This is a genomic window from Rhodobacter calidifons, assembly GCF_011174775.1.
GTDB classification, from domain to species: domain Bacteria; phylum Pseudomonadota; class Alphaproteobacteria; order Rhodobacterales; family Rhodobacteraceae; genus Tabrizicola; species Tabrizicola calidifons.
The window spans coordinates 150,143-170,300 of sequence record NZ_JAANHS010000005.1 but is presented as its reverse complement, the minus strand read 5'-3'; the positions used below and the strand labels follow the sequence as shown (position 1 = coordinate 170,300).

General features: G+C 68.1%; 25 protein-coding genes and 1 tRNA gene. 13 read left to right on the top strand and 13 right to left on the bottom strand.

Annotation, left to right across the window (positions count from 1 at the left end; translation table 11 throughout):
- Position 1: 1 nt before the first annotated feature.
- The 4 genes from G8O29_RS08870 to G8O29_RS08855 all read left to right on the top strand — a co-directional run bounded on the left by G8O29_RS08870 (position 2) and on the right by G8O29_RS08855 (position 3,004).
- Positions 2 to 304 (top strand): virulence factor, encoded by a 303-nt coding sequence (locus G8O29_RS08870; RefSeq protein ID WP_166402956.1) that lies wholly within the window; start codon positions 2 to 4, stop codon positions 302 to 304.
- A 47-nt stretch (positions 305 to 351) separates the two neighbouring features.
- A complete protein-coding gene (locus G8O29_RS08865; protein ID WP_166402878.1) occupies positions 352 to 1,266 on the top strand; it encodes a methylenetetrahydrofolate reductase in 915 nt (304 codons plus the stop codon).
- 15 nt (positions 1,267 to 1,281) lie between these two features.
- A complete protein-coding gene (locus tag G8O29_RS08860) occupies positions 1,282 to 2,262 on the top strand; it encodes a methyltetrahydrofolate cobalamin methyltransferase (RefSeq protein WP_166402877.1) in 981 nt (326 codons plus the stop codon).
- Positions 2,263 to 2,479: 217 nt separating this feature from the next.
- Entirely contained in the window at positions 2,480 to 3,004 is a 525-nt protein-coding gene (locus tag G8O29_RS08855) for an eCIS core domain-containing protein (RefSeq protein WP_166402876.1), read from the top strand.
- Here the strand turns inward: G8O29_RS08855 and G8O29_RS18700 are convergent.
- The gene (locus tag G8O29_RS18700; protein ID WP_166402875.1) at positions 2,979 to 3,815 is read right to left on the bottom strand and encodes a GNAT family N-acyltransferase; all 837 of its coding nucleotides are present in this window, start codon (positions 3,813 to 3,815) and stop codon (positions 2,979 to 2,981) included. The two genes, G8O29_RS08855 and G8O29_RS18700, sit on opposite strands and share 26 nt — an antisense overlap.
- A 54-nt stretch (positions 3,816 to 3,869) precedes the next feature.
- On the opposite strand from G8O29_RS18700, the gene msrB reads away from it, so the two are divergent.
- The gene (gene msrB / locus G8O29_RS08845; protein ID WP_166402874.1) at positions 3,870 to 4,262 is read left to right on the top strand and encodes a peptide-methionine (R)-S-oxide reductase MsrB; all 393 of its coding nucleotides are present in this window, start codon (positions 3,870 to 3,872) and stop codon (positions 4,260 to 4,262) included.
- A gap of 15 nt (positions 4,263 to 4,277) precedes the next feature.
- Here msrB and G8O29_RS08840 read toward each other — a convergent pair whose 3' ends face one another.
- A complete protein-coding gene (locus G8O29_RS08840; protein ID WP_242679002.1) occupies positions 4,278 to 4,766 on the bottom strand; it encodes an outer membrane protein assembly factor BamE in 489 nt (162 codons plus the stop codon).
- A gap of 146 nt (positions 4,767 to 4,912) precedes the next feature.
- Here G8O29_RS08840 and G8O29_RS08835 point away from each other — a divergent pair, with 146 nt between their 5' ends.
- From G8O29_RS08835 to G8O29_RS08800, 8 genes are all read left to right on the top strand, one after another.
- Complete coding sequence (locus G8O29_RS08835; RefSeq protein ID WP_166402872.1) at positions 4,913 to 5,509, top strand: YceD family protein; 597 nt, start codon at positions 4,913 to 4,915, stop codon at positions 5,507 to 5,509.
- Positions 5,510 to 5,696: 187 nt separating this feature from the next.
- Positions 5,697 to 5,903: a 50S ribosomal protein L32 gene (gene rpmF / locus G8O29_RS08830; protein ID WP_149586702.1), complete on the top strand. Its 207-nt coding sequence runs from the start codon at positions 5,697 to 5,699 to the stop codon at positions 5,901 to 5,903.
- Positions 5,904 to 5,929: 26 nt separating this feature from the next.
- Positions 5,930 to 7,066, top strand: a complete 1,137-nt coding sequence (gene plsX / locus G8O29_RS08825; protein ID WP_166402871.1) for a phosphate acyltransferase PlsX — start codon at positions 5,930 to 5,932, stop codon at positions 7,064 to 7,066.
- Positions 7,063 to 8,034, top strand: coding sequence for a beta-ketoacyl-ACP synthase III (locus tag G8O29_RS08820; protein ID WP_166402870.1), 972 nt, complete (start codon positions 7,063 to 7,065; stop codon positions 8,032 to 8,034). Before plsX ends, G8O29_RS08820 begins: the two co-directional genes overlap by 4 nt.
- Before the next feature lie 88 nt (positions 8,035 to 8,122).
- A complete protein-coding gene (gene ihfA, locus G8O29_RS08815) occupies positions 8,123 to 8,425 on the top strand; it encodes an integration host factor subunit alpha (RefSeq protein ID WP_166402869.1) in 303 nt (100 codons plus the stop codon).
- A gap of 15 nt (positions 8,426 to 8,440) precedes the next feature.
- Positions 8,441 to 9,151: a MerR family transcriptional regulator gene (locus tag G8O29_RS18450; protein WP_166402868.1), complete on the top strand. Its 711-nt coding sequence runs from the start codon at positions 8,441 to 8,443 to the stop codon at positions 9,149 to 9,151.
- A gap of 60 nt (positions 9,152 to 9,211) precedes the next feature.
- Positions 9,212 to 9,289 (top strand) — tRNA-Pro (locus G8O29_RS08805).
- Between the two features lie 67 nt (positions 9,290 to 9,356).
- Complete coding sequence (locus tag G8O29_RS08800) at positions 9,357 to 10,436, top strand: 2'-deoxycytidine 5'-triphosphate deaminase (RefSeq protein WP_166402867.1); 1,080 nt, start codon at positions 9,357 to 9,359, stop codon at positions 10,434 to 10,436.
- Positions 10,437 to 10,461: 25 nt separating this feature from the next.
- Here G8O29_RS08800 and G8O29_RS08795 read toward each other — a convergent pair whose 3' ends face one another.
- The 11 genes from G8O29_RS08795 to epmA form a co-directional block, all read right to left on the bottom strand.
- Positions 10,462 to 10,662 (bottom strand): hypothetical protein, encoded by a 201-nt coding sequence (locus G8O29_RS08795; RefSeq protein ID WP_166402866.1) that lies wholly within the window; start codon positions 10,660 to 10,662, stop codon positions 10,462 to 10,464.
- A gap of 12 nt (positions 10,663 to 10,674) precedes the next feature.
- Complete coding sequence (gene scpB / locus G8O29_RS08790; protein WP_166402865.1) at positions 10,675 to 11,322, bottom strand: SMC-Scp complex subunit ScpB; 648 nt, start codon at positions 11,320 to 11,322, stop codon at positions 10,675 to 10,677.
- Positions 11,319 to 12,110, bottom strand: a complete 792-nt coding sequence (locus tag G8O29_RS08785) for a segregation and condensation protein A (RefSeq protein WP_166402864.1) — start codon at positions 12,108 to 12,110, stop codon at positions 11,319 to 11,321. The genes scpB and G8O29_RS08785 overlap by 4 nt, the downstream gene beginning before the upstream one ends.
- Positions 12,103 to 13,110, bottom strand: coding sequence for a glycoside hydrolase family 3 N-terminal domain-containing protein (locus tag G8O29_RS08780; RefSeq protein ID WP_166402863.1), 1,008 nt, complete (start codon positions 13,108 to 13,110; stop codon positions 12,103 to 12,105). The genes G8O29_RS08785 and G8O29_RS08780 overlap by 8 nt, the downstream gene beginning before the upstream one ends.
- The gene (locus G8O29_RS08775; RefSeq protein ID WP_166402862.1) at positions 13,107 to 14,090 is read right to left on the bottom strand and encodes an SPOR domain-containing protein; all 984 of its coding nucleotides are present in this window, start codon (positions 14,088 to 14,090) and stop codon (positions 13,107 to 13,109) included. Before G8O29_RS08775 ends, G8O29_RS08780 begins: the two co-directional genes overlap by 4 nt.
- A gap of 70 nt (positions 14,091 to 14,160) precedes the next feature.
- Positions 14,161 to 15,903 (bottom strand): arginine--tRNA ligase, encoded by a 1,743-nt coding sequence (gene argS, locus G8O29_RS08770; RefSeq protein WP_166402861.1) that lies wholly within the window; start codon positions 15,901 to 15,903, stop codon positions 14,161 to 14,163.
- 69 nt (positions 15,904 to 15,972) lie between these two features.
- The gene (locus G8O29_RS08765) at positions 15,973 to 16,446 is read right to left on the bottom strand and encodes a holin family protein (protein ID WP_166402860.1); all 474 of its coding nucleotides are present in this window, start codon (positions 16,444 to 16,446) and stop codon (positions 15,973 to 15,975) included.
- A complete protein-coding gene (locus tag G8O29_RS08760; RefSeq protein WP_166402859.1) occupies positions 16,437 to 17,048 on the bottom strand; it encodes a holin-associated N-acetylmuramidase in 612 nt (203 codons plus the stop codon). The genes G8O29_RS08765 and G8O29_RS08760 overlap by 10 nt, the downstream gene beginning before the upstream one ends.
- A 66-nt stretch (positions 17,049 to 17,114) precedes the next feature.
- The gene (gene ccmE, locus G8O29_RS08755) at positions 17,115 to 17,570 is read right to left on the bottom strand and encodes a cytochrome c maturation protein CcmE (protein ID WP_166402955.1); all 456 of its coding nucleotides are present in this window, start codon (positions 17,568 to 17,570) and stop codon (positions 17,115 to 17,117) included.
- A gap of 163 nt (positions 17,571 to 17,733) precedes the next feature.
- Positions 17,734 to 18,762: an N-acetyl-gamma-glutamyl-phosphate reductase gene (argC, locus tag G8O29_RS08750; protein WP_166402858.1), complete on the bottom strand. Its 1,029-nt coding sequence runs from the start codon at positions 18,760 to 18,762 to the stop codon at positions 17,734 to 17,736.
- Between the two features lie 335 nt (positions 18,763 to 19,097).
- Positions 19,098 to 20,150, bottom strand: coding sequence for an EF-P lysine aminoacylase EpmA (gene epmA / locus G8O29_RS08745; protein ID WP_166402857.1), 1,053 nt, complete (start codon positions 20,148 to 20,150; stop codon positions 19,098 to 19,100).
- Between the last annotated feature and the right edge of the window lie 8 nt (positions 20,151 to 20,158).

Sequence of the window (20,158 nt, the reverse complement as noted above, 5' to 3'; positions counted from 1 at the left end):
CATGGCCGAAGTCACCATCGTCTACTGGCGCGACATCCCGGCGCAGGTCATCGTCGGCAAGGGCCGTCGCGGATCGAAGGTCCAGCTTTCCGAACGCTTCGAACAGGCCATCGACCGCTGCGCGATGAAGGTCGGCGCGCGCGACACCGACAGCTATCTGGCCGAATGGCGCAAGGCCGTCGTCGCCGAGATCGATGGCGAGCCCGACACCATCGCCGCCGACTATGCCGCCAGGCTGGAAGCCGAATACGACACCGCCCGCCTCAAGACCCTGATCGACGCCGAAGGCTGGGCCAGGGCCTGACGCGCCCCATGTCCCCGCCCAGGCCTTCCACCCTGAAGGAGACCGTGATGGCCCTGTTCAATTTCCGCCGAAAGGAAGAATCCGCACCCGCGACCGGATCGCTCGAGGCCTTCCTGAAGGGATATTCCATCGAGGTCATGCCCCGCACCGCCGAAAAGGTGGAAAGCTTCCGCGACATCCTGCCCGCCGGCACCCGCGTCTACATCGCCCATATCGAGACGCCGATCGAGGACATGGTCGCCACCGCCGCGCGGATCAAGCGCGAAGGCTATGAGCCCATGCCCCACTTCCCCGCACGCATCATCAAGGACAAGGCCACGCTGTTCGACTGGGTCGCCCGCTACAAGGATGTAGGCGTCCGGCAGGGCCTCATCCTCGCCGGCAACCCCGCCGCGCAGGTGGGCGATTTCGCCTCCTCGATGGAACTCCTCGAAACCGGCGCCTTCACCGGCTTCGAACGGCTCCACGTCGCCGGCCACCCCGAGGGCAACAGGGACATCGACCCCGACGGCTCCGACCGCATGGTGATGGAGGCCGCCCGCTGGAAATCCGCCTTCGCCGAACGCACCGACGCCCGGATGGCGATGACCACCCAGTTCTGCTTCGAGGCCCAGCCGGTGATCGACTGGGTGAACCGCCTCCAGGCCGAAGGCATCAAGCTGCCCGTCCACATCGGCATCGCGGGTCCGGCCAAGCTGCAAACGCTCATCAAGTTCGCCATCGCCTGCGGCGTCGGCCCCAGCCTGCGCGTCCTCCAGAAACGCGCGATGGACGTGACCAAGCTCCTCCTTCCTTACGAACCCACCGAGATCCTCCAGGACCTCGCCGCCCACAAGGCCGCGAACCCCGGTTTCGGGATCGAGCAGGTCCACTTCTTCCCCCTCGGCGGCATCAGGACCAATGCCCAGTGGGTGACCGAACACGGCGGCGCTTCGGGCGTTCCCGCCTCTGTCTCCGCTTAATCCAAAGGCTCAAGAATGACCCGTACCGTCATTGAATCCAAAACGAAAACCGTCGTCATCGGTTTCGATGAACCCTTCTGCGTGATCGGCGAACGCATCAACCCCACGGGCCGCAAGAAGCTCGCCGCCGAACTCGAGGCCGGGAATTTCGAGACCGTGATCAAGGACGCGCTCGAACAGGTCGCCTGCGGGGCCACGGTGCTGGACGTGAACTCGGGCGCCGTCTTCACCAACAAGATGGCCGAAGACCCGCGCTATGCCGACAACAATTTCGTCGAGCCACCCCTGATGAAGGCGCTGATCGAGATCGTGCAGCAGACCGTCGATGTGCCGCTCTGCATCGACTCGTCGGTCCCCGGCGCGCTGGAAGCGGGCCTTCAGGCCTGCGAAGGCCGCCCGCTGCTGAACTCGGTCACGGGCGAGGAGGAACGGCTGGAACTCGTCCTGCCGCTCGTCAAGAAATACAACGTCCCCGTCGTCGCCATTTCGAACGACGACACCGGCATCTCGCCCGACCCCGATGTCCGCTTCGCCGTGGCGAAGAAGATCGTGAGCCGCGCCGCCGATTTCGGCATCCCCGCGCATGACATCGTGGTCGACCCCCTGGTGATGCCGGTGGGTGCGATGGCGAGCGCCGGTCAACAGGTCTTCACCCTCGTCCGCCGCCTCCGCGAAGAGCTTGGCGTCAACACCACCTGCGGCGCCTCCAACATCTCCTTCGGCCTGCCGCATCGCCACGGCATCAACGGCGCCTTCCTGCCCATGGCGATCTGCGCCGGCATGACCAGCGCCATCATGAACCCCGTCCGCCAGCAGGAGATGGAGGCGATCCGCGCCGCCAACTTCCTGATGAACCACGATCCGAACGGCGGCGAATGGATCCGCTTCGCCAAGGTGCTGGAATCGGTGGAAGGCGGCATGACCTTCGCCGAAGCCTCCGCCGCCGCCTCCCAGGCCGCCGGGGGCCGGCGCGGCGGGCGCAGGGGCCGGGCGTAACCCGACAAGCGGGGACAGCCCTTTCATCTGTCCGCAAATATCCCCGCCGGAGGCACGCCCGAGCGGGTTTGCGTCCTTCACGCAAACCCGCGAGACAAAAGCCTTGCGCGGAACGCGCTCCTTCTGATAACCGCCCCGCCGCCGCACGCGCTCACCTTTCCGTCACCGCCCCCCTGCCCCGGTTGCGGCCCTGGCCGAACCTTGGCACCCTTCGCCCATGCGTGCCGCCCCGCTTTTCGCCCTTCTGCTCGCGGCCCTGCCCGCGACACCGCCGCAGGCTCAATCCCTCCTCGACCCCACCGCCGCGCTGGAGACCGGTTACGAGATCGCCGCGACCGCCTTGGCCCGCGCGCTGGTCGCCTCGCGCGATGCCGCCTGGCAGCAGGGCACCCGACCGATGCCGCGGCACATCCGCGAGGCGCTCCTGGCCTGGTATCCGGCCGACCTCCTCGACAGCATCGAATACCGCGTCGGCGCGCCCGAGGACGGCAGCGTGCAGTCGCTCGCCATGCGCTACGGCGATGCGACCGCCGTCACCGCCATCGACACGATCATCTTCCGCCATGCGTCGGACGCTGAAAACAACGTCGCGCTCTGGGGTCACGAGGTGAAGCATGTCGAACAGTTCCACCGCTGGGGCCTGATGGGCTTCGCTCGCCGCTACGTCCGCGACCATCAGGCGGTGGAGGCCGAAGCCTACGCCATCGGCGACACGATCAAGGCGGTCCACGGCGGCGGCTGAGGGCTGCGTCAGGGGTTAACGAAACCTGAACACCCACAGCCAACCCCTTGAAATTGCTTACCCCAGGACCTGCGCCGCGCGCGGCGCGCCACCCCGCCACCGCCCGCAAGCTCGCTGCCCGCGCCGCAGGCACCCGGTCCACCTCGACGCAGGTGAAGACATGCAGCGTGTCCAGCTCCCGGTCCACTACCGCGTGGTCGCTGACCCAGCCCCCCATCCCAAGATAGGACCGCAACAGCGGCGGCAGCCCCGCCAGCGCCGCCCGCCTGTCCCCCGGCGGCCCGGCCAGATCAAGCCCGACCACCTCCGCCGCCTTCCGCCCCGGCCGGTGCTCCGCCGGCCCCACGAACTCCGCCGCCAGCAGGGACAGCCCCGCCCGGTGCGCCTCCCACCCTGCCCCCCGGAACGAGGTGCAGCCGACCAGAAGCCCCGCCTGCCCCTCGTCCACGATCCGCGTCATCGCCCCCCAGGCCAGCCGCAGCACATCGGGATGCACCCCACCGGGCCTGACGCAGAACCGCCCGATCTCGGCGATGGGCCGCGCATAGCCCGACAGGGGCCCAACATCGTAGAACCGCGCCGCGTAGCCCTGCGCAAGGCCCGCCCCCCAGCCGAACAGCATCAGGCGGAAACAGGCCAGCAGGCCCTCCGGCCCCTCGACCATCACATGCGCCGACAGGGCGTCATGGGCGTCCTCTTCCACCCCCGCGACCCTCGGAAACGCCGCCCGTCGGAACGCCATCACGCGGCGCATGTCCCCCGCCCCATGGGCCAGCCGAGCGATCAACTTGCCTTTACGGATCGGCAACATGACTTTTCCCGTGGCCCCGCGCATCCTAGATACGTGGGTCTAAAGGAGACCCGCATGGACAAGATCGTCAAGAGCGACGCCGAATGGCAGGCCCAGCTGTCCGACCTCGCCTACAGGGTGACGCGCAAGCACGCCACCGAACGCGCCTTCACCCATGACAACTTCCCGAAAGTGCCCGGCACCTACCGCTGCGTCTGCTGCGGCGCCCCCTTGTTCGACCAGGCCACCAAGTTCGACAGCGGCACCGGCTGGCCCAGCTTCTATGCCCCGATCGACCCCGAGATGGTGGGAGAACAGGAGGACCGCAGCTGGTTCATGCGCCGGACCGAGGTGCACTGCAACCGCTGCGACGCGCATCTGGGCCATGTCTTCCCGGACGGCCCTGCGCCGACCGGCCTGCGCTACTGCATCAACGGCGTCGCGCTGACCTTCGAGCCCGAGGAGTAGATCGCGCCGTCGGTCCTACCGGGCCAGAACATCGCTGGCCTGAATGCGGCCAAAGCTGCCCAGAAGCTGCTGGATGAAGGACAGGCCCTTCACGTTGGGCTGCGTCACGCGGCGCGACAGTTCGACCACCCGGCCGTCCTCCAGCCCGTAACGGGCGATGTTCTCCACCACCCCCTTGTCGGTGAAGGTCACCGCAACCACCTGACGGTCGATCTCCTGCGGCTCGCGCGGGCCGACGGTCTTGAAGCGGCTTTGCACATAGAACCAGCCGACATCGTTCAGAAGGCCGGAGGTCGAGGGTCGCCCGATCTTCTCGCCCACCGTCTCGCGCGTATCGCGGCCGATCTCGACCTGCGCGAGATCCTGATCGGACGGGACATAGCCGTGGTTGCGGTAGATCGGCGAACAGGCCGCGACCACGGCCGTCAGGATCAGCACCAGCCCCTGCCTGCGCGCAAGGTGGCAGGCCGCAAGGACCGACCGCGCCAACCGGAAATCTGCCATCCCTGCCCTCATGCCCGTTGCGACGCCGGAATCCGACGCGGGTTCTTCAAAACCCTTGGCGTTCGGGATAACAGACTAAGTGCCCCGAGTTCAAGAATGGAACGCCGCACCCCCGAAGGTCCGGCCCAGCCGGAAAGGCCCGCCCCATGTCCAGTCCGACCTCCGATCCAGCCTCCGGTCCCGCCGCCGCCGCCCCCACCCGGTTCCGCACCGGCGGCCTCAGCCCGCGCAAGCCCACCCGCTTCCGCTTTCGTCCCGAGGCCGAGGCGCGGGCGGCGCTGGCGGCGGACCTCGACCTTCTCGCGCTTCATGCGCTGGAGCTGACCGGGGAAATCCGGCCTGTCGGGCGGGACGAACTTCTGCTTGTGGCGCAACTGACCGCGCGCGCCGATCAGCCCTGCGGGATCACCCTCGCGCCGGTGCCCGCGCTGATCGACGAACCCGTGCAGCGGCGCTATGTCGCCGGCCTGGCCGCGCCCGAGGGCGATGAGGTCGAGATGCCCGAGGACGACACGACCGAGCCCATGCCCGAAGTGATCGACCTGGCCGAGATCGCCGCCGAGGCGCTGGCCCTTTCCCTGCCGCTTTATCCGCGCGCGCCGGGGGCCGACTTCGGCCAGGCCCTGCACGCCGCCGAAGGCGTCACGCCCCTGTCGGACCGCGATCTGAAGCCTTTTGCCGGCCTTCAGGACCTGGCCGCGAAGCTTGCCGCGAAGGCCGATCCGGGGCCGGAGGAAGGCTAGGCAGCCCACCGCCCGGACCTTGCGTCGGGGGCGCGAAAAGGGGCTTGCACCGCCCCGAAATCCGAGTATGTTCCGCGCCTCGTTCAAGCTGCTCTGCAGCACAGGTTCCCGATGCCGAATCCGGTGGACGGTGCTGCGACGAAAAGGAAAACCGGGGCGCATGTCCCCACTGACCGAAGGTTGAGACATGGCTGTCCCGCAGAACCGCACCACCCGCTCCCGCCGCAACATGCGCCGTGCGCATGACGCCCTGGTTGCCGCCAACCCGAACGAATGCCCGAACTGCGGCGAGCTGAAGCGCCCGCACCATGTGTGCAGCGCCTGCGGCCATTACGATTCGCGCGAAGTCGTCTCGATGGCGCGGGAAGTCGATCTGGACGAAGACGCGGCGTAAGCCGCGCCTATCGCGCCCGCGCCCCGATGGCACTCGGACCCGAGTCTGCGTCTGCCCCGGCCACCGAGCGCGTCGTCATTTCGGTTGACGCCATGGGTGGCGATCGCGGGCCGGCAGCCGTTGTTGCCGGCCTTGCCGATTCCCTGGCCCGGCATCCGCGGATGGATGTGATCCTGCACGGCGACGAGGCCGTGCTGCGCCCGCTGGTGAACCGCCATCCCGCGCTCTCGTCGCGGATCACGCTGCGCCATGCCGAGCGCGTGGTGAAGATGGAGGACAAGCCCGCCCAGGTCATGCGCCACGGCCAGGGCACCTCGATGTTCGCCACCATCGACGCGGTGAAGGACGGCGAGGCGGCCGCGGCCGTCTCTTGCGGCAATACCGGCGCGCTGATGGCGGTGTCGATGCTGCGGCTGCGCAAGCTGCCCGGCCTGAACCGCCCCGCCATCGCCAGCCTCTTTCCGACGCCCACCCCCGGCAAGATGAACGTGATGCTGGACATGGGGGCAGATGTGAAGGCCGACGCCGCCGACCTGCTGCAATATGCCTTCATGGGCGCCTCTTACGCCCGCAACGGCCTGGCCATCGTGCGGCCGCGGGTCGGCCTGTTGAACGTCGGCACCGAGGAACACAAGGGCCGTGCCGAACTGCACGAGGCGCATGCGCTTCTCTCGCGCAGCGCGGATGCGGGAAGCTTTGCCTATATCGGCTTTGTCGAGGGCACCGACATTCTCTCCGACCGGGTGGACGTGATCGTCACCGACGGTTTCACCGGCAATGTCGCGCTGAAGGCCATCGAGGGCACGGCGCGGCTGGTCGGCGATCTGCTGCGCCAGACGCTGACCTCGACGCTGATGGCCAAGCTTGGCGCGGTGCTGGCCTCGGGCGCCTTCCGGCGGCTTCAGATGCGGATCGACCCGCGCCGGGTGAACGGGGGCGTGTTCCTGGGTCTGAACGGCACCGTGGTCAAGTCGCACGGCTCGGCCGATGCCACCGGGATCGCGGCCGCGATCGGCTTGGCCTATCAGCTGGCGCAGGTGCGTTTCCTCGAACGTCTCGCCGCGCGGGTTGCATCCGCCGAGGCCGCGGGGCAGGATGCCGCACGTGAGGAGGCCGACCGTGACGCCGCGGGGCCAGCGACCGGAGGCTATCCGACCGAATGACGATACGCGCCGCAGTCAGGGGCGTCGGGCATTATCTGCCCGAACGTGTCGTCCCCAACTCCGAGTTCGAGGCCATTGTCGATACCTCGGATGAATGGATCCGCTCGCGTTCCGGGATCGAACGGCGCCATTTCGCCGCCGATGGCCAGACGACCAGCGACCTTGCCACCCGCGCCGCCCAGGCAGCGCTTGCCGATGCCGGGATCGACGGCTCCCAGATCGACGCGATCATCGTCGCCACCTCGACTCCGGACCTGACCTTTCCCTCGGTCGCCACCATGGTGCAGGCCGCACTTGGGATCACCAGGGGCTTCGCCTTCGACATCCAGGCCGTCTGCGCGGGATTCGTCTATGCGCTGGCCAATGCCAATGCGCTGATCGTCTCGGGCCAGGCGACCCGGGTGCTGGTGATCGGTGCCGAGACCTTCAGCCGGCTGATGAACTGGCAGGACCGCACGACCTGCGTCCTTTTCGGCGACGGCGCCGGTGCGGTGGTGCTGGAGGCGGTGGAGGGCACCGGCACCACCGCGGACCGCGGCATCCTGGCGACCGACCTGAATTCGGACGGGCGCTACAAGGACATTCTTTACGTCGATGGCGGCACCTCGACCGGGACCACCGGGCATCTGGTGATGGAAGGCAAGGAAGTCTTTCGCCATGCCATTGAAAAGCTTGCCGAAACCGCGCGCACCGCGCTGGACAGGGCGGGCCTTACGCCCGAGGATGTGGACTGGATCGTGCCGCATCAGGCCAATATCCGCATCATCGAGGGCACCGCGAAACGCATGCAGGTGCCGATGGAGCGCGTGGTCGTCACCGTGCAGGACCACGGCAACACCTCGGCCGCCTCGATCCCGCTGGCGCTGTCGGTGGGCAAGCAGCGCGGCCAGATCAAGCCCGGCGACCTTCTGGTGATGGAGGCCATAGGTGGCGGCCTGGCCTGGGGCTCGGTCGTCCTGCGCTGGTAGGCGCCTTTAACACCGCTTCCCAAGTGGTTGATATTGACTCGTAAATCCATCCGCCGCATCCTCACGCGATCACAGTCGGGGGGATGAGATGAGCGAGAAGACACTGACCCGGATGGACCTCAGCGAAGCCGTCTTTCGCGAAGTCGGTCTTAGCCGCAACGAATCCGCCAACCTGGTCGAATCCGTGCTGCGACACATGTCCGACGCGCTGGTGGCGGGCGAGACGGTGAAGATCTCATCCTTCGGCACCTTCTCGGTCCGCTCCAAGACCGCGCGCATCGGCCGCAACCCGAAAACCGGCGAGGAAGTCCCGATTTCCCCCCGCCGCGTGCTGACCTTCCGTCCCTCGCATCTGATGAAGGACCGCGTGGCAGCCGGGAAGAAGCGCTGAAAGGGGGGCTGACGGGTGGACAAGTCGCCAGAGGCTTTCCGCACCATCAGCGAGGTTGCCGAGCATCTCGACACGCCTGCGCATGTGCTGCGGTTCTGGGAAAGCCGATTTCCGCAGATCAAGCCGGTCAAGCGCGCGGGCGGGCGGCGTTATTATCGTCCCTCGGATGTCGCGCTCCTGACCGGGATAAAGCGGCTTCTGCATGACGAGGGCCTGACGATTCGCGGTGTGCAGAAGATCCTGCGCGATCACGGCGTACGCCAGGTCGCCGGGCTGACCGACGACAGCGTGACGCTGGGCGATCTGTCCGTCACCCCTGCCGCGCCCGCCCCGGCTGCCGATCCGGTCGCCGAAGCCGGCGTCGTCGCTGTCAGGGACATGGCCCCCGCAACGGCCCCCGCGACGGCCCCTGCAACGGCCCCCGAAACAGTCCCCGAACCCGAGGCTGTGGCCGAGCCGCCCGCGCGATCGCCCGCCCAGCCGGCTGCCCCGGCCCCAACCGGCCTGCCGCTGTTCGACGCCCCGCCCGCCTTTGGAGCAGCCACCGCAGCCACCGCCGCCGCGCGCAAGCCCAGCCGGCGCGATGACGTCACTTTCGCCGGCCTGATCCGGTCGCTGAAACCCGGCGCCCTGCAACCGCGGACGCCCGAGATCGCCGGGATCGCGCTGCGGATCCGCGCCCTGCGCGCGCGTCTGGCCGCCCGTGCCGAAGGCAGCGCCGACTGACCCGCCGATGCGCTTTCCCGCTTGCACCGGCCCGGAATACGGGTATGTATCCCCCCGTGTCGGGCCGTAGCGCAGCCTGGTTAGCGCGTCCGTCTGGGGGGCGGGAGGTCGAGAGTTCGAATCTCTCCGGCCCGACCATCGAAAACCCGCCCGCCTGCCATCCGGCAGCGCGGGCGGTTTCACATCCGGCCTGTGGGAGGGCGTCATGACATCCGGAGTCCTGCCCGCCCAGGCGCTGCGCCAGCTGATCAGTCGGGGCGCGCTGTCCGCCAGCCCCGCGATCCGCGACGACCAGATCCAGCCCGCCAGCCTTGACCTGCGGCTCGGCCCGGTGGCCTACCGCGTGCGGGCCTCGTTCCTGGCCGGTCACGGTCGCCGGGTGCAGGACCGGCTGGCGGAATTCACCATGCACCGGGTGAACCTTGCCGAGGGCGCGGTGCTGGAAAAGAACTGCGTCTATGTCATCCCGCTGGCCGAAAGCCTGGCCCTGCCCCCGGGCGTGACAGCGGTTGCCAATGCCAAAAGCTCGTCCGGCCGGTTGGACCTTCTGACCCGCACCATCACCGATGGCGGCAGCGAATTCGACCGGATTCCCGAAGGTTACACCGGCCCGCTTTATGCCGAGGTCTGCCCGCGCAGCTTTTCGGTCCTGGTGCGCGAAGGTCAGCGCCTGAACCAGATCCGCTTCCGCCGGGGTCATGCGGTACTTTCGGATGCCGAGCTGACGGCGCTGCATGCCGCCGATCCGCTGGTCTCGGGCGCGGCGGTGATTTCCGAAGGCCTGGGCTTTTCCGTCGATCTGAAACCCGCCACCGGCACGCTGGTCGGCTACCGGGCCAAGCCGCATACCGGGGTCGTCGATCTGGACCGGATCGGCCATTACCCGGCGCAGGATTTCTGGGAGGAGCTGCACACAAGCGAAGGCCGCATCATCCTGGATCCCGGCGCCTTCTACATCCTGGTCAGCCGCGAGGCGGTGACGATCCCCCCCGACTATGCCGCCGAAATGGCGCCCTATCTGGCGATGGTGGGCGAATTCCGCGTGCATTACGCGGGCTTCTTCGACCCCGGTTTCGGCCATGCGGCTGCGGGGGGTGCGGGTTCGCGCGGGGTGCTGGAAGTGCGCTGCCATGAGGCGCCCTTTGTGCTGGAACACGGGCAGGTCGTGGGCCGGCTGGTCTATGAACGCATGGCCGAACGGCCCGAGACCCTTTACGGCGCGGGCATCGCCTCGAACTATCAGGGCCAGGGGCTGAAGCTTGCCAAGCAGTTCCGGTCGGGCTGACGGCGGCCCAGTCGGCGCGGCAGGGCTAGCGCCACAGCCGGCGCACCAGCTGCTGCGCCTTTTGCGCCCGTGTCGCCAGATCGCGCGCCCGCCGGGCCTGCTGGCGCTCTTCGGGCGTCATCCCAGCCTCGGGCTTGCCCTTGCGCGCGGCATGATCGACGCCCGCCTTGGTCGCGCTGCGAATGAACATCCGGGTCAGCATGTTGAAAAGCCGGTTCAGGTCCATGCCTGCCTCCGTTCAGTCCTCGAAGAGTTCGCTCTGGCCGGTCGTGGCCTCGTCCTCGTCGTCGCCGGGCAAGGACTGGCCGGGCGCGGGCCGGTTGTCCAGAAGCCCGGCGGCGCGAAGCTCCTTCAGCCCCGGAAGATCGCGGGCGGATTCCAGGCCGAAATGATCGAGAAAGGTTTCGGTGACGACAAAGGTCACCGGGCGGCCGGGGGTCATCCGGCGCCGGCCCAGGCGGATCCAGTTCAGCTCCAAGAGCTGGTCCACCGTGCCGCGGCTGACCGCAACCCCACGGATCTCCTCGATTTCCGCCCGCGTCACCGGCTGGTGATAGGCGATGATCGCCAGGGTCTCGATCGCCGCGCGCGACAGTTTGCGCGTCTCGACCGTCTCGCGCCGCATCAGGAACCCCAGGTCCGGCGCGGTGCGGAAGGCCCAGGCATCGCCCACCCGGACCAGGTTCACCCCGCGCCCCTCGTAGCGGCGGCGCAGATGCGCCAGCGCCTCGGCCGGGTCCGAGCCATGCGGCATCCGCGCCACCAGTTCGGCCAGCGGCACCGGCTCGGCACTGGCAAAGAGGATCGCCTCGACCATCCGCTCCTGCTCGCCCATGGGCGGGGCGTCGAAAAGGCTGTCTGCCGGGGTCGTCGGGTCCGAGGTCATCTGCCGTCCTTCAGCCGCAGTTCGATGGGCGCGAAGGTCTCGCTCTGGCGCAGGCGCACCTGCCCGCTTTTCGCCAGTTCCAGCACCGCGGCGAAATGCGCTGCCAGAGCCGAACGCCGCGCCATCGGGCTGACATCCCAGCCCTCGGGCAGGAAGCTGACCAGCGTCGCCCAGTCGCCGGCATAGCCGATCAGCCCGCGCATCCGCTCCAGCGCCTGTTCCATGGTGTAGACATGTTCGCGGTCCAGCACAAAGGGGCGGAACTCGTCCCTGGTGCGGATCCGGGCATAGGCGCGCATCAGGTCCAGAAGCGTGGCCGTCCAGACGACCTTGCGATGATGCGTCATGTCCTCGGGGATGCCGCGGGCGAAGAAGTCGCGCCCCAGCTGGTCGCGCCCCATCAGCCGCGCCGCCGCATCGCGCATCGCCTGCAAGCGTTCCAGCTGAAAGGCCAGATGCGCCGCCAGATCCTCTGCGCTTGGCCCCTCGTCTCCCGGTTCCGGCGGCAGCAGCAGCCGCGATTTCAGGAAGGCCAGCCAGGCCGCCATCACCAGATAGTCCGCCGCCAGTTCGATCCGCAGCGACCGCGCCCGTTCGACAAAGCCCAGATACTGCTCGGCCAGCTTCAGAACGGAAATCCTGCGCAGATCCACCTTCTGCGTGCGGCTCAGCGTCAGCAGCAGGTCCAGTGGCCCCTCGAATCCGTCGACATCGACGATCAGCGCCTCGGAGGCCAGCCGGTCCTCGGGCGCGATGCGTTCGGGCTGGTCCCAGTCTGCCTCAGCCATGCGCCAGTTCCGCCAGCGCCGCCTTCAGATCGACCTTAGCCAACCGGCGCGCGGCCAGGGCCGCCTCGGCCCGGGCGCGGGTCTGCGGACCCATGGTCCCGGCGGCCCCGGCAACCGCAATCATCTCGTCCAGGTCGCCCTTGCAATGCAGCGCGATGTCAACCCCCGCAGCGATGGTCCGCGCCGTGCGCTCGGCCAGCTTGCCCGACAGGGCCTGCATGTTCAGGTCGTCCGACATCAGAAGCCCCTGGAACCCGATCTCCTCGCGGATCACCCGGACCATTTCCGGAGATTGCGTCGCCGGCCGATCCGGGTCCAGCGCGGCAAAGACCAGATGCGCAGTCATGGCCATCGGCAGGTCGGACAAGGCGCGGAACGGCGCGAAATCGACGGATTCCAGCTCTGCCCGCGACACCGTGACCCTGGGCAGATCGTGGTGGGTATCGACCTGGCTCAGTCCGTGCCCCGGCATGTGCTTCATCACCGGCAGGACGCCGCCCGCCATCAGCCCCTCGGCCACCGCGCGCCCGATCCGCGTCACGGTCTCCGGGTCGCGCCCATAGCAGCGGTTCAGCAGGAAGGGATGCGTCCCGGGCCGCGCCACGTCCAGCGTCGGGATGCAGTCGGCATCGATCCCCACCGCCGCCAGTTCCGCCGCGATGACCATGGCCCGCAGCCGCATCTGCCGTTCGGCCGCCGCGACCGAGCCCGCAGCCGCCACCGTATCCAGAGGCGGGGCCCATTCGCGCCAGTGCGGCGCGCGCAGGCGCTGGACGCGGCCGCCTTCCTGATCAACCAGGATCGGCGCCGCACGGCCCACCGCCGCGCGCAGGTCATCGGTCAGGCGGCGCAGCTGCGCGGGATCCTCGACATTGCGGGCAAAGAGGATGAAGCCGAACGGATCGGCCTCGCGAAAGAAGCGGCGTTCGTCGGGCAAGAGTTCCGGCCCCGCACAGCCGAAGATCGCCGCCCCGGTTCCGACACCTGCCCCAAGGGTCATTTGTGCGGAACGGGGATGCAGGTCGCGCCCTCCGCCACGAAGGCCGAACAGAACCGGCGCGCGTCGTCCTCGCCCTCGAAGCCATGGCCGCGCAGACGGTAGAAGGTCCGCCCGCCGCTTTCGGCCGGCTGGACGACCGGCGACTTGCCCGCCATCACCTCGCCGAAGCGGCCCTGCAACCGCGCCCAGGCTGCCCGCGCCTCTTCGGCGGTGTCGAAGGTCCCGAACTGCACCAGGCGCGTGCCGGGCCGGATCGTGGCGGGATCGACCTCGCTGGCCGCAGGCAGCGCCGCGACGGGCGCCGGTGCCACCGCCGCACGCGCCCCGGGCCGCGCCTTCGGACGGATCGAGACGACCATTGCCCCCGCCGGGGCCGGTTCCGGCGCGTCCAGGTCCAGCGCAAGCTCGACGGACGGATCGTAAAGGGCCGCATCGGGGATTTCGCCCAGCGCCTCGGCCAGGGCGGCGTCAATGGCGATCTCGGTCGGATCGGCGCTTTCGGTGGGCGGCGCCGCGGCCAGCGCAAGATCCTGCCCTGCGGGGAGCGCCCCGGTCGGCGCCGAAGCCTCGGTCAGCCCCGGTTGCAGCATCCCCGCCAGACCCGCAGCATCCTCGGGCAACAGATCGATCGGACGCGGCGCCAGAACCAGCCGCTCGGGCGGCGGCGTCGCGGCGCCGGTCTCGGCCAGTTCGTTGACCGCAAGGCCCTGATGGTCGGCAATCGCGCCGCCCGGGTCGGCCGGGGCGATCCGCATCGGCCCTTCCATCGCCTGGATCACCGGAACGCCGTTCACATCGCGCACGGCCAGCCGGTAGCCCCAGATCCCCAGGCCGACGACCAGCGCCAGAGAGGTCAGCGCCCCACCGATGTTGACGATGCGCTGCACCCGCGCGGCGCGGTCGGGGTCAAGCAGGGACCGCGACGACGCGGCCCCATCATGTGGGAAGCCGCCGCCGAGATCATAATCCGCGTCCGCCATCTGCTGCCCCTGCCTGCGGGGTGGTTGTTCCGCCCCTCGCATCGTCCTGCATCGGCCTGGGCGCCTGTGGTCAGCGCATTTCCTCGGCCGGAGTCACGCCAAGGATACCAAGGCCTGCGCAAATAACAACGCCCACGGCCCGAGCAAGGGCGATTTTCGCCAGAGATTTTGCGGTATCCTCCTGGATGAACCGCAAGCTGTCGTCGTCATTGCCCTTGTTCCACAATCCGTGGAAGTCCGAGGCGAGTTCATACAGGTAGAAGGCCACCCGGTGCGGCTCGTGCCCTCTGGCGGCGATTTCCACCAGCCGCGGCCATTCGCCCAGCTTGCGGATGACCTCCAGTTCCGCCTCGTGGCCCAGATGTGCCAGATGCGCGACCGAAAGCGAGGCATCGCTCACATCCAGCCCCGCCTCGCGCGCCTTCCGCAGGATCGAGTTCACGCGGGCATTGGCATACTGGACATAGAAGACCGGGTTGTCCTTCGACTGTTCCGTCACCTTGTCGAAGTCGAAGTCCAGCGGCACGTCGTTCTTCCGCGTCAGCATGACAAAGCGGACGACATCGGGGCCCACCTCGTCGATCAGGTCGCGCAGGGTGACGAAGGTGCCCGCGCGCTTGGACATCTTGACGATCTGCCCGCCCTTCAGAAGCTTGACCAGCTGGATCAGCTTGATGTCCAGCGCGACCCTGTTCTCGGACAGCGCGCTGACGATCGCCTTCAGCCGCTTGACATAGCCCGCATGGTCGGCGCCGAAGATGTTGATCAACTCATCGAAGCCGCGCTGCACCTTGTTGTAGTGATAGGCAATATCCGGCGCGAAATAGGTCCATGAGCCGTCCGATTTCTGCACCGGACGATCCTGATCATCTCCGAAGGCGGTTGACCGGAACAGCGTCTGCTCGCGCGGCTCCCAGTCTTCCGGCGCCTTGCCTTTCGGAGGCTCCAGCACGCCCTGATAGATCAGCCCCAGCCCCTTCAGCCGCTCGATCGCCGCCTCGATCTGGCCCGTGCCATACAGCGCCTTCTCGCTGGAATAGACATCCATCGTGACGCCCAGCGCCGCCAGATCCTCGCGGATCATCGCCATCATCATGTCGGTGGCAAAGGTCCGAACATCGGCCAGCCAGACGCTTTCCGGCTGGTCCAGAAGACTGTCGCCGTACCTGTCCTTCAGCGCCTGGCCGACCGGGATCAGATAGTCGCCGGGATACAGCCCCTCGGCGATCTCGGGGCTGAGGCCATGCGCCTCGCGATAGCGCTCATAGGCCGACCGGGCCAGCACATCGACCTGGCCCCCGCCGTCGTTGATGTAGTATTCCCGCGTGACCTGATAGCCCGCAAAGTCCAGCAAAGCGGCCAGCGCATCGCCCACCACCGCGCCCCGGGCATGGGCCACATGCATCGGCCCCGTGGGGTTGGCGCTGACGAACTCCACGTTCACCTTGCGCCCCGCGCCCAGCCGGGACCGGCCAAACCCGATCCCCTGCACCAGCACCTCGCGCACCAGCCCCTGCCAGGCCGCCGGTTCCAGCCGCAGGTTCAGGAACCCCGGCCCCGCCACATCGGCCCCCGCGATCCGGGGATCCTCCATCAGCTTGACCGCCAGCGCATCCGCGATCGCCCGCGGCGCCATCCCGGCCGGTTTCGCCAGCACCATCGCCGCATTGGTCGCCATGTGACCGTGCCCGGCATCGCGCGGCGGCTCGACTGCCACGGCAGAAAGGTCCAGCCCCGAGGGCAGGACGCCTTCGGCCATCAGCGCCTCCAGCTCGGCCACCACAAGCTCACGGATATCGGCGAACAGGTTCATTTGATCACATCCTCTGATGCCCTTGGCCATGCCAGAGGCCCGATCAGAGGTCAAGGATCACCAGTGGCATCAGCCGCGCCGCCATTCCTCCAGCGCCGCGTTCTCCTCTGGCGCAACCGGCGATGCCGCGAAGGGCGAGACGACGGTCCGGTTGCGGAAGTAATGCGTCTCCCGTGCCCCGAAGTAGAAGGCGACGATCGCCCCCAGCAGCCACCACAGGGGCTCCGGCACCGCGTTCAGGCCCACCATGCGGAAGGCGAAAGCCTCGGGGTCCACCATCGCATAGACGAACAGCCCGATTGTCCCGAAGGCCAGAAACGGCCGCGGCAGCCGGTTCAACCCGTTCACCAGCCGGTCGAACCAGGACAACGCGGGATGCTGATACTCCTCACCCAACTGCCGCAGCGCCGCCATCTGCGCCTCGGCGGAATACTCCATCCGCCTGGTGGCGCTTGGCACGAAGACCTCTGCCACCCCCTTCGCAGCCTCGCCCAGAGCCGCAACCGACCCGGCGCCGCCGACCAACTTGCCCATCAGCCCCATGCGGCGACCCTCGCCCGATGCTGCGCCTCGGTCAGATGGTATTTCGGTGATATGAACTCCTCGGCCCGCGTGATCCAGCCGCCCTTGCCGCCATCCTTCCGGCGGGCGAACTTGCGGCTTGCCGGGCGGCTGTCGGCCAGCGCGTAGTAGTAGTTCCGCCGCGCGATCCCGTAGGCATCCGCCAGATGCGCGGGCGCGGCCTCCCAGGCCATCTGCGCTGCCCGGATCGTCTGCGGCCCGATCACCCCGTCGGGATCACAGGGGAACCCCATGTCGGTCAGCAGGCGTTGCAGGATCTTCACCGCATTGGCGCCCGCATTCACATACATGTCGAAGACGCTGGCCTGCACAACCTCCGGCAAGGCCGCGATCCCCGGCCGCCTGTAGTAATGCTCCAGATAGATCTCGACCGCCTGCGCCCGGGTCAAGGCCTTCACATCCGCCACGTCGATCCGGCTGTCGCGGTTCACGTCGATCCCCAGACGCCGCAGCGTCCCGATCGTCACCCCGTGGTTGGTCGCCCTGCCCGGATCGTCCGGGTCGTTCACGAAACCGCCCTCGCGGGCAACGATCTCTTCGGCAATCTGACGGACATTCGGCATGGGCACCCCCTTTGACGGGGACAGCCTGCCCGGGCAGCCTTAACGCCGCCCTGCCCGACCGTGCGCTCAGCTTTCGGGCCTGGCCTTGGGGTCGACATAGACCCCCTGCTCCTTCAGCGCGTCGACCACTTCCTTCGGCATGTAGGTCTCGTCATGCTTGGCCAGCACCTCGGTTGCCACGAAGGTATCGCCCTCCATCCGCCCCAGTGCCACCATGCCCTGCCCTTCGCCGAACAGGTCCGGCAGGATGCCCGAATAGCGCACCGGAACCGTCGCATTGGTGTCGGTCACCGCAAAGCTGACCTCGGTGCCTTCGCCCCGCCGGATCGAGCCTTCGACCACCAGCCCGCCGATGCGGAAGACCTCGCCCGGCGGTGGCGGCGCCTGCACGACCTGGCTCGGCGAGCGGAAGAAGTTGATCCCGTCCCGCATCGCATAACCGACCAGCCCCGTCGCTGCGATCAGCGCCACCACGGCCAGCAGGATCACCTGGATGCGCCGCTGCTTCTTCAGCCCCTTCAACCCGCGGAATTCCTGCCTGCCCGTCATTGCCTGCACCCTTTGCCGTCGCGGCCTTGTCTCATCTCAAAGGTGGGTATGCCTTGACCCTGGTCAACCCCCGTTCCTCGGTGCCTTCGTCCCGCGTCGCCCCCGCGAGGACAAGCCGAAGGCGCAGGACGAGTCGTCAGGGGAAGACCGGCGCCAGCATCAAGCCTTCGGTCTCGGGCAGGCCCAGCATCAGGTTGGCGTTCTGGATCGCCTGGCCACTGGACCCCTTGGTCAGGTTGTCCAGCACCGCCACCACCACGGCGCGCCCCGGTTTCCGGTCGCCGATCACCCCCAGATGGCAGAAGTTCGACCCCGCGATGTCGCGCGTGGACGGCAGCGACCCGAAGGGCAGCACTTGCAGAAAAGGCTCGTTTTCATAAGCCTTTTCAAGCGTCTGGTGGACGATCTTCGCATCGCCCTTCACATAGACCGTGGCCAGGATCCCCCGGTTCATCGGCAGAAGATGCGGTGTGAACTGCACCTCGACCTTGCGGCCCGCGACCTTCGAGAACTCCTGATCGAACTCGCCCAGATGCCGATGCTTTCCGCCCGCCGAATAGCTGTGCGTGCCGCCGGACAATTCCGCGTGCAGCAGATTCTCCTTCAGCGACCGCCCCGCCCCCGAAACGCCCGCCTTCAGGTCGATCACGATATCGTCCAGATCGATCACCCCGGCCGCGATCAGGGGCCGCAGCGCGTACTGCCCGGTTGCCGCGTTGCAGCCCGTCCCCGCCACCAGCCGCGCCGCCCTGATCTCGTCGCGGTAGAACTCGGTCAGCCCATAGACCGCCTCCTTCTGAATCTCGACCGCCGCGTGGGGCTGCCCATACCACTTCTCGTACTCTGCCGGATCCCGCAGCCGGAAGTCCGCCGACAGATCGACGATCCGCAAGGACCTGGGCAGAACCGCGATCACCTCCTGCGTCGTGGCATGAGGCAGCGCGCAGAAGCACAGATCGACATCGGCAAAATCGATCTCGTCGATCTTCACCAGCTTCGGCAGGTCCAGATGCCGCAGGAACGGAAACACCTCGGCCATGCTCATCCCCGCCTTGCGGTCTGCCGAAAGCGCCACGATTCGCATCGACGGATGCGTCGCGATCAGGCGGACAAGCTCTGCCCCCGTATAGCCCGAGGCCCCGAGGATGGCGATGCGATGGGTCATGGCGCGGCTCCTGCACAGAAACGCGCCCTCTTTGCGCCGTGCATGCGCTCAATGCAAGACGACAGCGTGCAACCGGCACAAATCCGGTCCAGGCAACTTGCTCATGTGCCAAATACTCTCCGGCGGTTTGGGGGTGGAAAACCCCCAGTGCCCGAGGAGGAGGCGCAGCCCGACGACGAGACAAAAGGGCTTCGCGCGTCAGCGCCCAATTCGAAAACCGCCCCCAGCAAGCAAGCGGCCAAAGGTCAAGAATACCTGAACGCCCTCAGCCAACCCCCTGAAATCAACGGCTACCGGCTTCTGCCCGCGCGTGGACGGCTGACGGAGCAGACAGATCAGGGAACGGGAGTCCACATCACCTCCTCGATCCGTGGCGCGCCTGTGGCCAGCATCACCACCCGGTCGAACCCCATCGCGATCCCGGCAGCCGCCGGCATGATCTCCAACGCCGCCAGAAACTCCTCGTCCAGGGGGTAGCTCTCCCCGTAGACCCGGGCCTTCTCCGCCATCTCCGCCTCGAACCGCCGCCGTTGCTCGCCCGCGTCGGTCAGCTCTCCGAAGCCGTTCGCCAGCTCCACCCCGCAGGCATAGACCTCGAACCGCTCCGCGACCCGGGCATCCCCCGGCACCTTCCGGGCCAGAGCCGCTTCCGCCGCAGGGTAGAGATCGAGGATCGTCACCCGACCCTCGCCCAGTTTCGGCTCGACCTTCTCCGACAGGACCCGGCTTGCCATGTCCGACCAGGTGTCATCCGCCGCGCGCCTGACCCCGATCCGGTCCAGCTCCGCCCCCAGCCGCCCGGCATCCGTCGTGCCATCCGCCCGGATCGAGGCCATCAGATCCACCCCGGCATGCGCCCGGAAGGCATCTGCCACCGACAGCCGCTCCGGCTCCAGAAAAGGATCGCAGGTCCGCTCCCGGAACCGCAGCACCGAAGCCCCCGCCTCGCGCGCCGCCAGCCGCAGAAAGGCCATCGTGTCGTCCATCAGGACCTCGTAGCCCTCGCCCACCCGATACCATTCCAGCATCGTGAACTCGGGGCTGTGCAGCGGCCCGCGCTCCCGGTTCCGCCAGACGTGCGAGAAGGCGTGAATCCGGCGCTCTCCCGCCGCCAGCAGCTTCTTCATCGCGAATTCGGGCGAGGTGTGGAGATACATCTGCCGCCCCACCCCGTCGTTCCCGATCGCCTGGGTCGCGAACCCGTGCAGATGCGCCTCGTTGCCCGGGCTGACCGCCAGCGCCGCCGGATCGACCTCGGTGAAGCCCTCCCCCGCCAGCCAGGCCCGGATCGCCGCCTGAATCCGGTTGCGCGCCAGAAGGATCGGGCGGCGGTCGGCGTGGCGGGAGGGGCTCCACCACGGGGTGGACGGGGGGGATGCGGGATTCATCTGGAAAT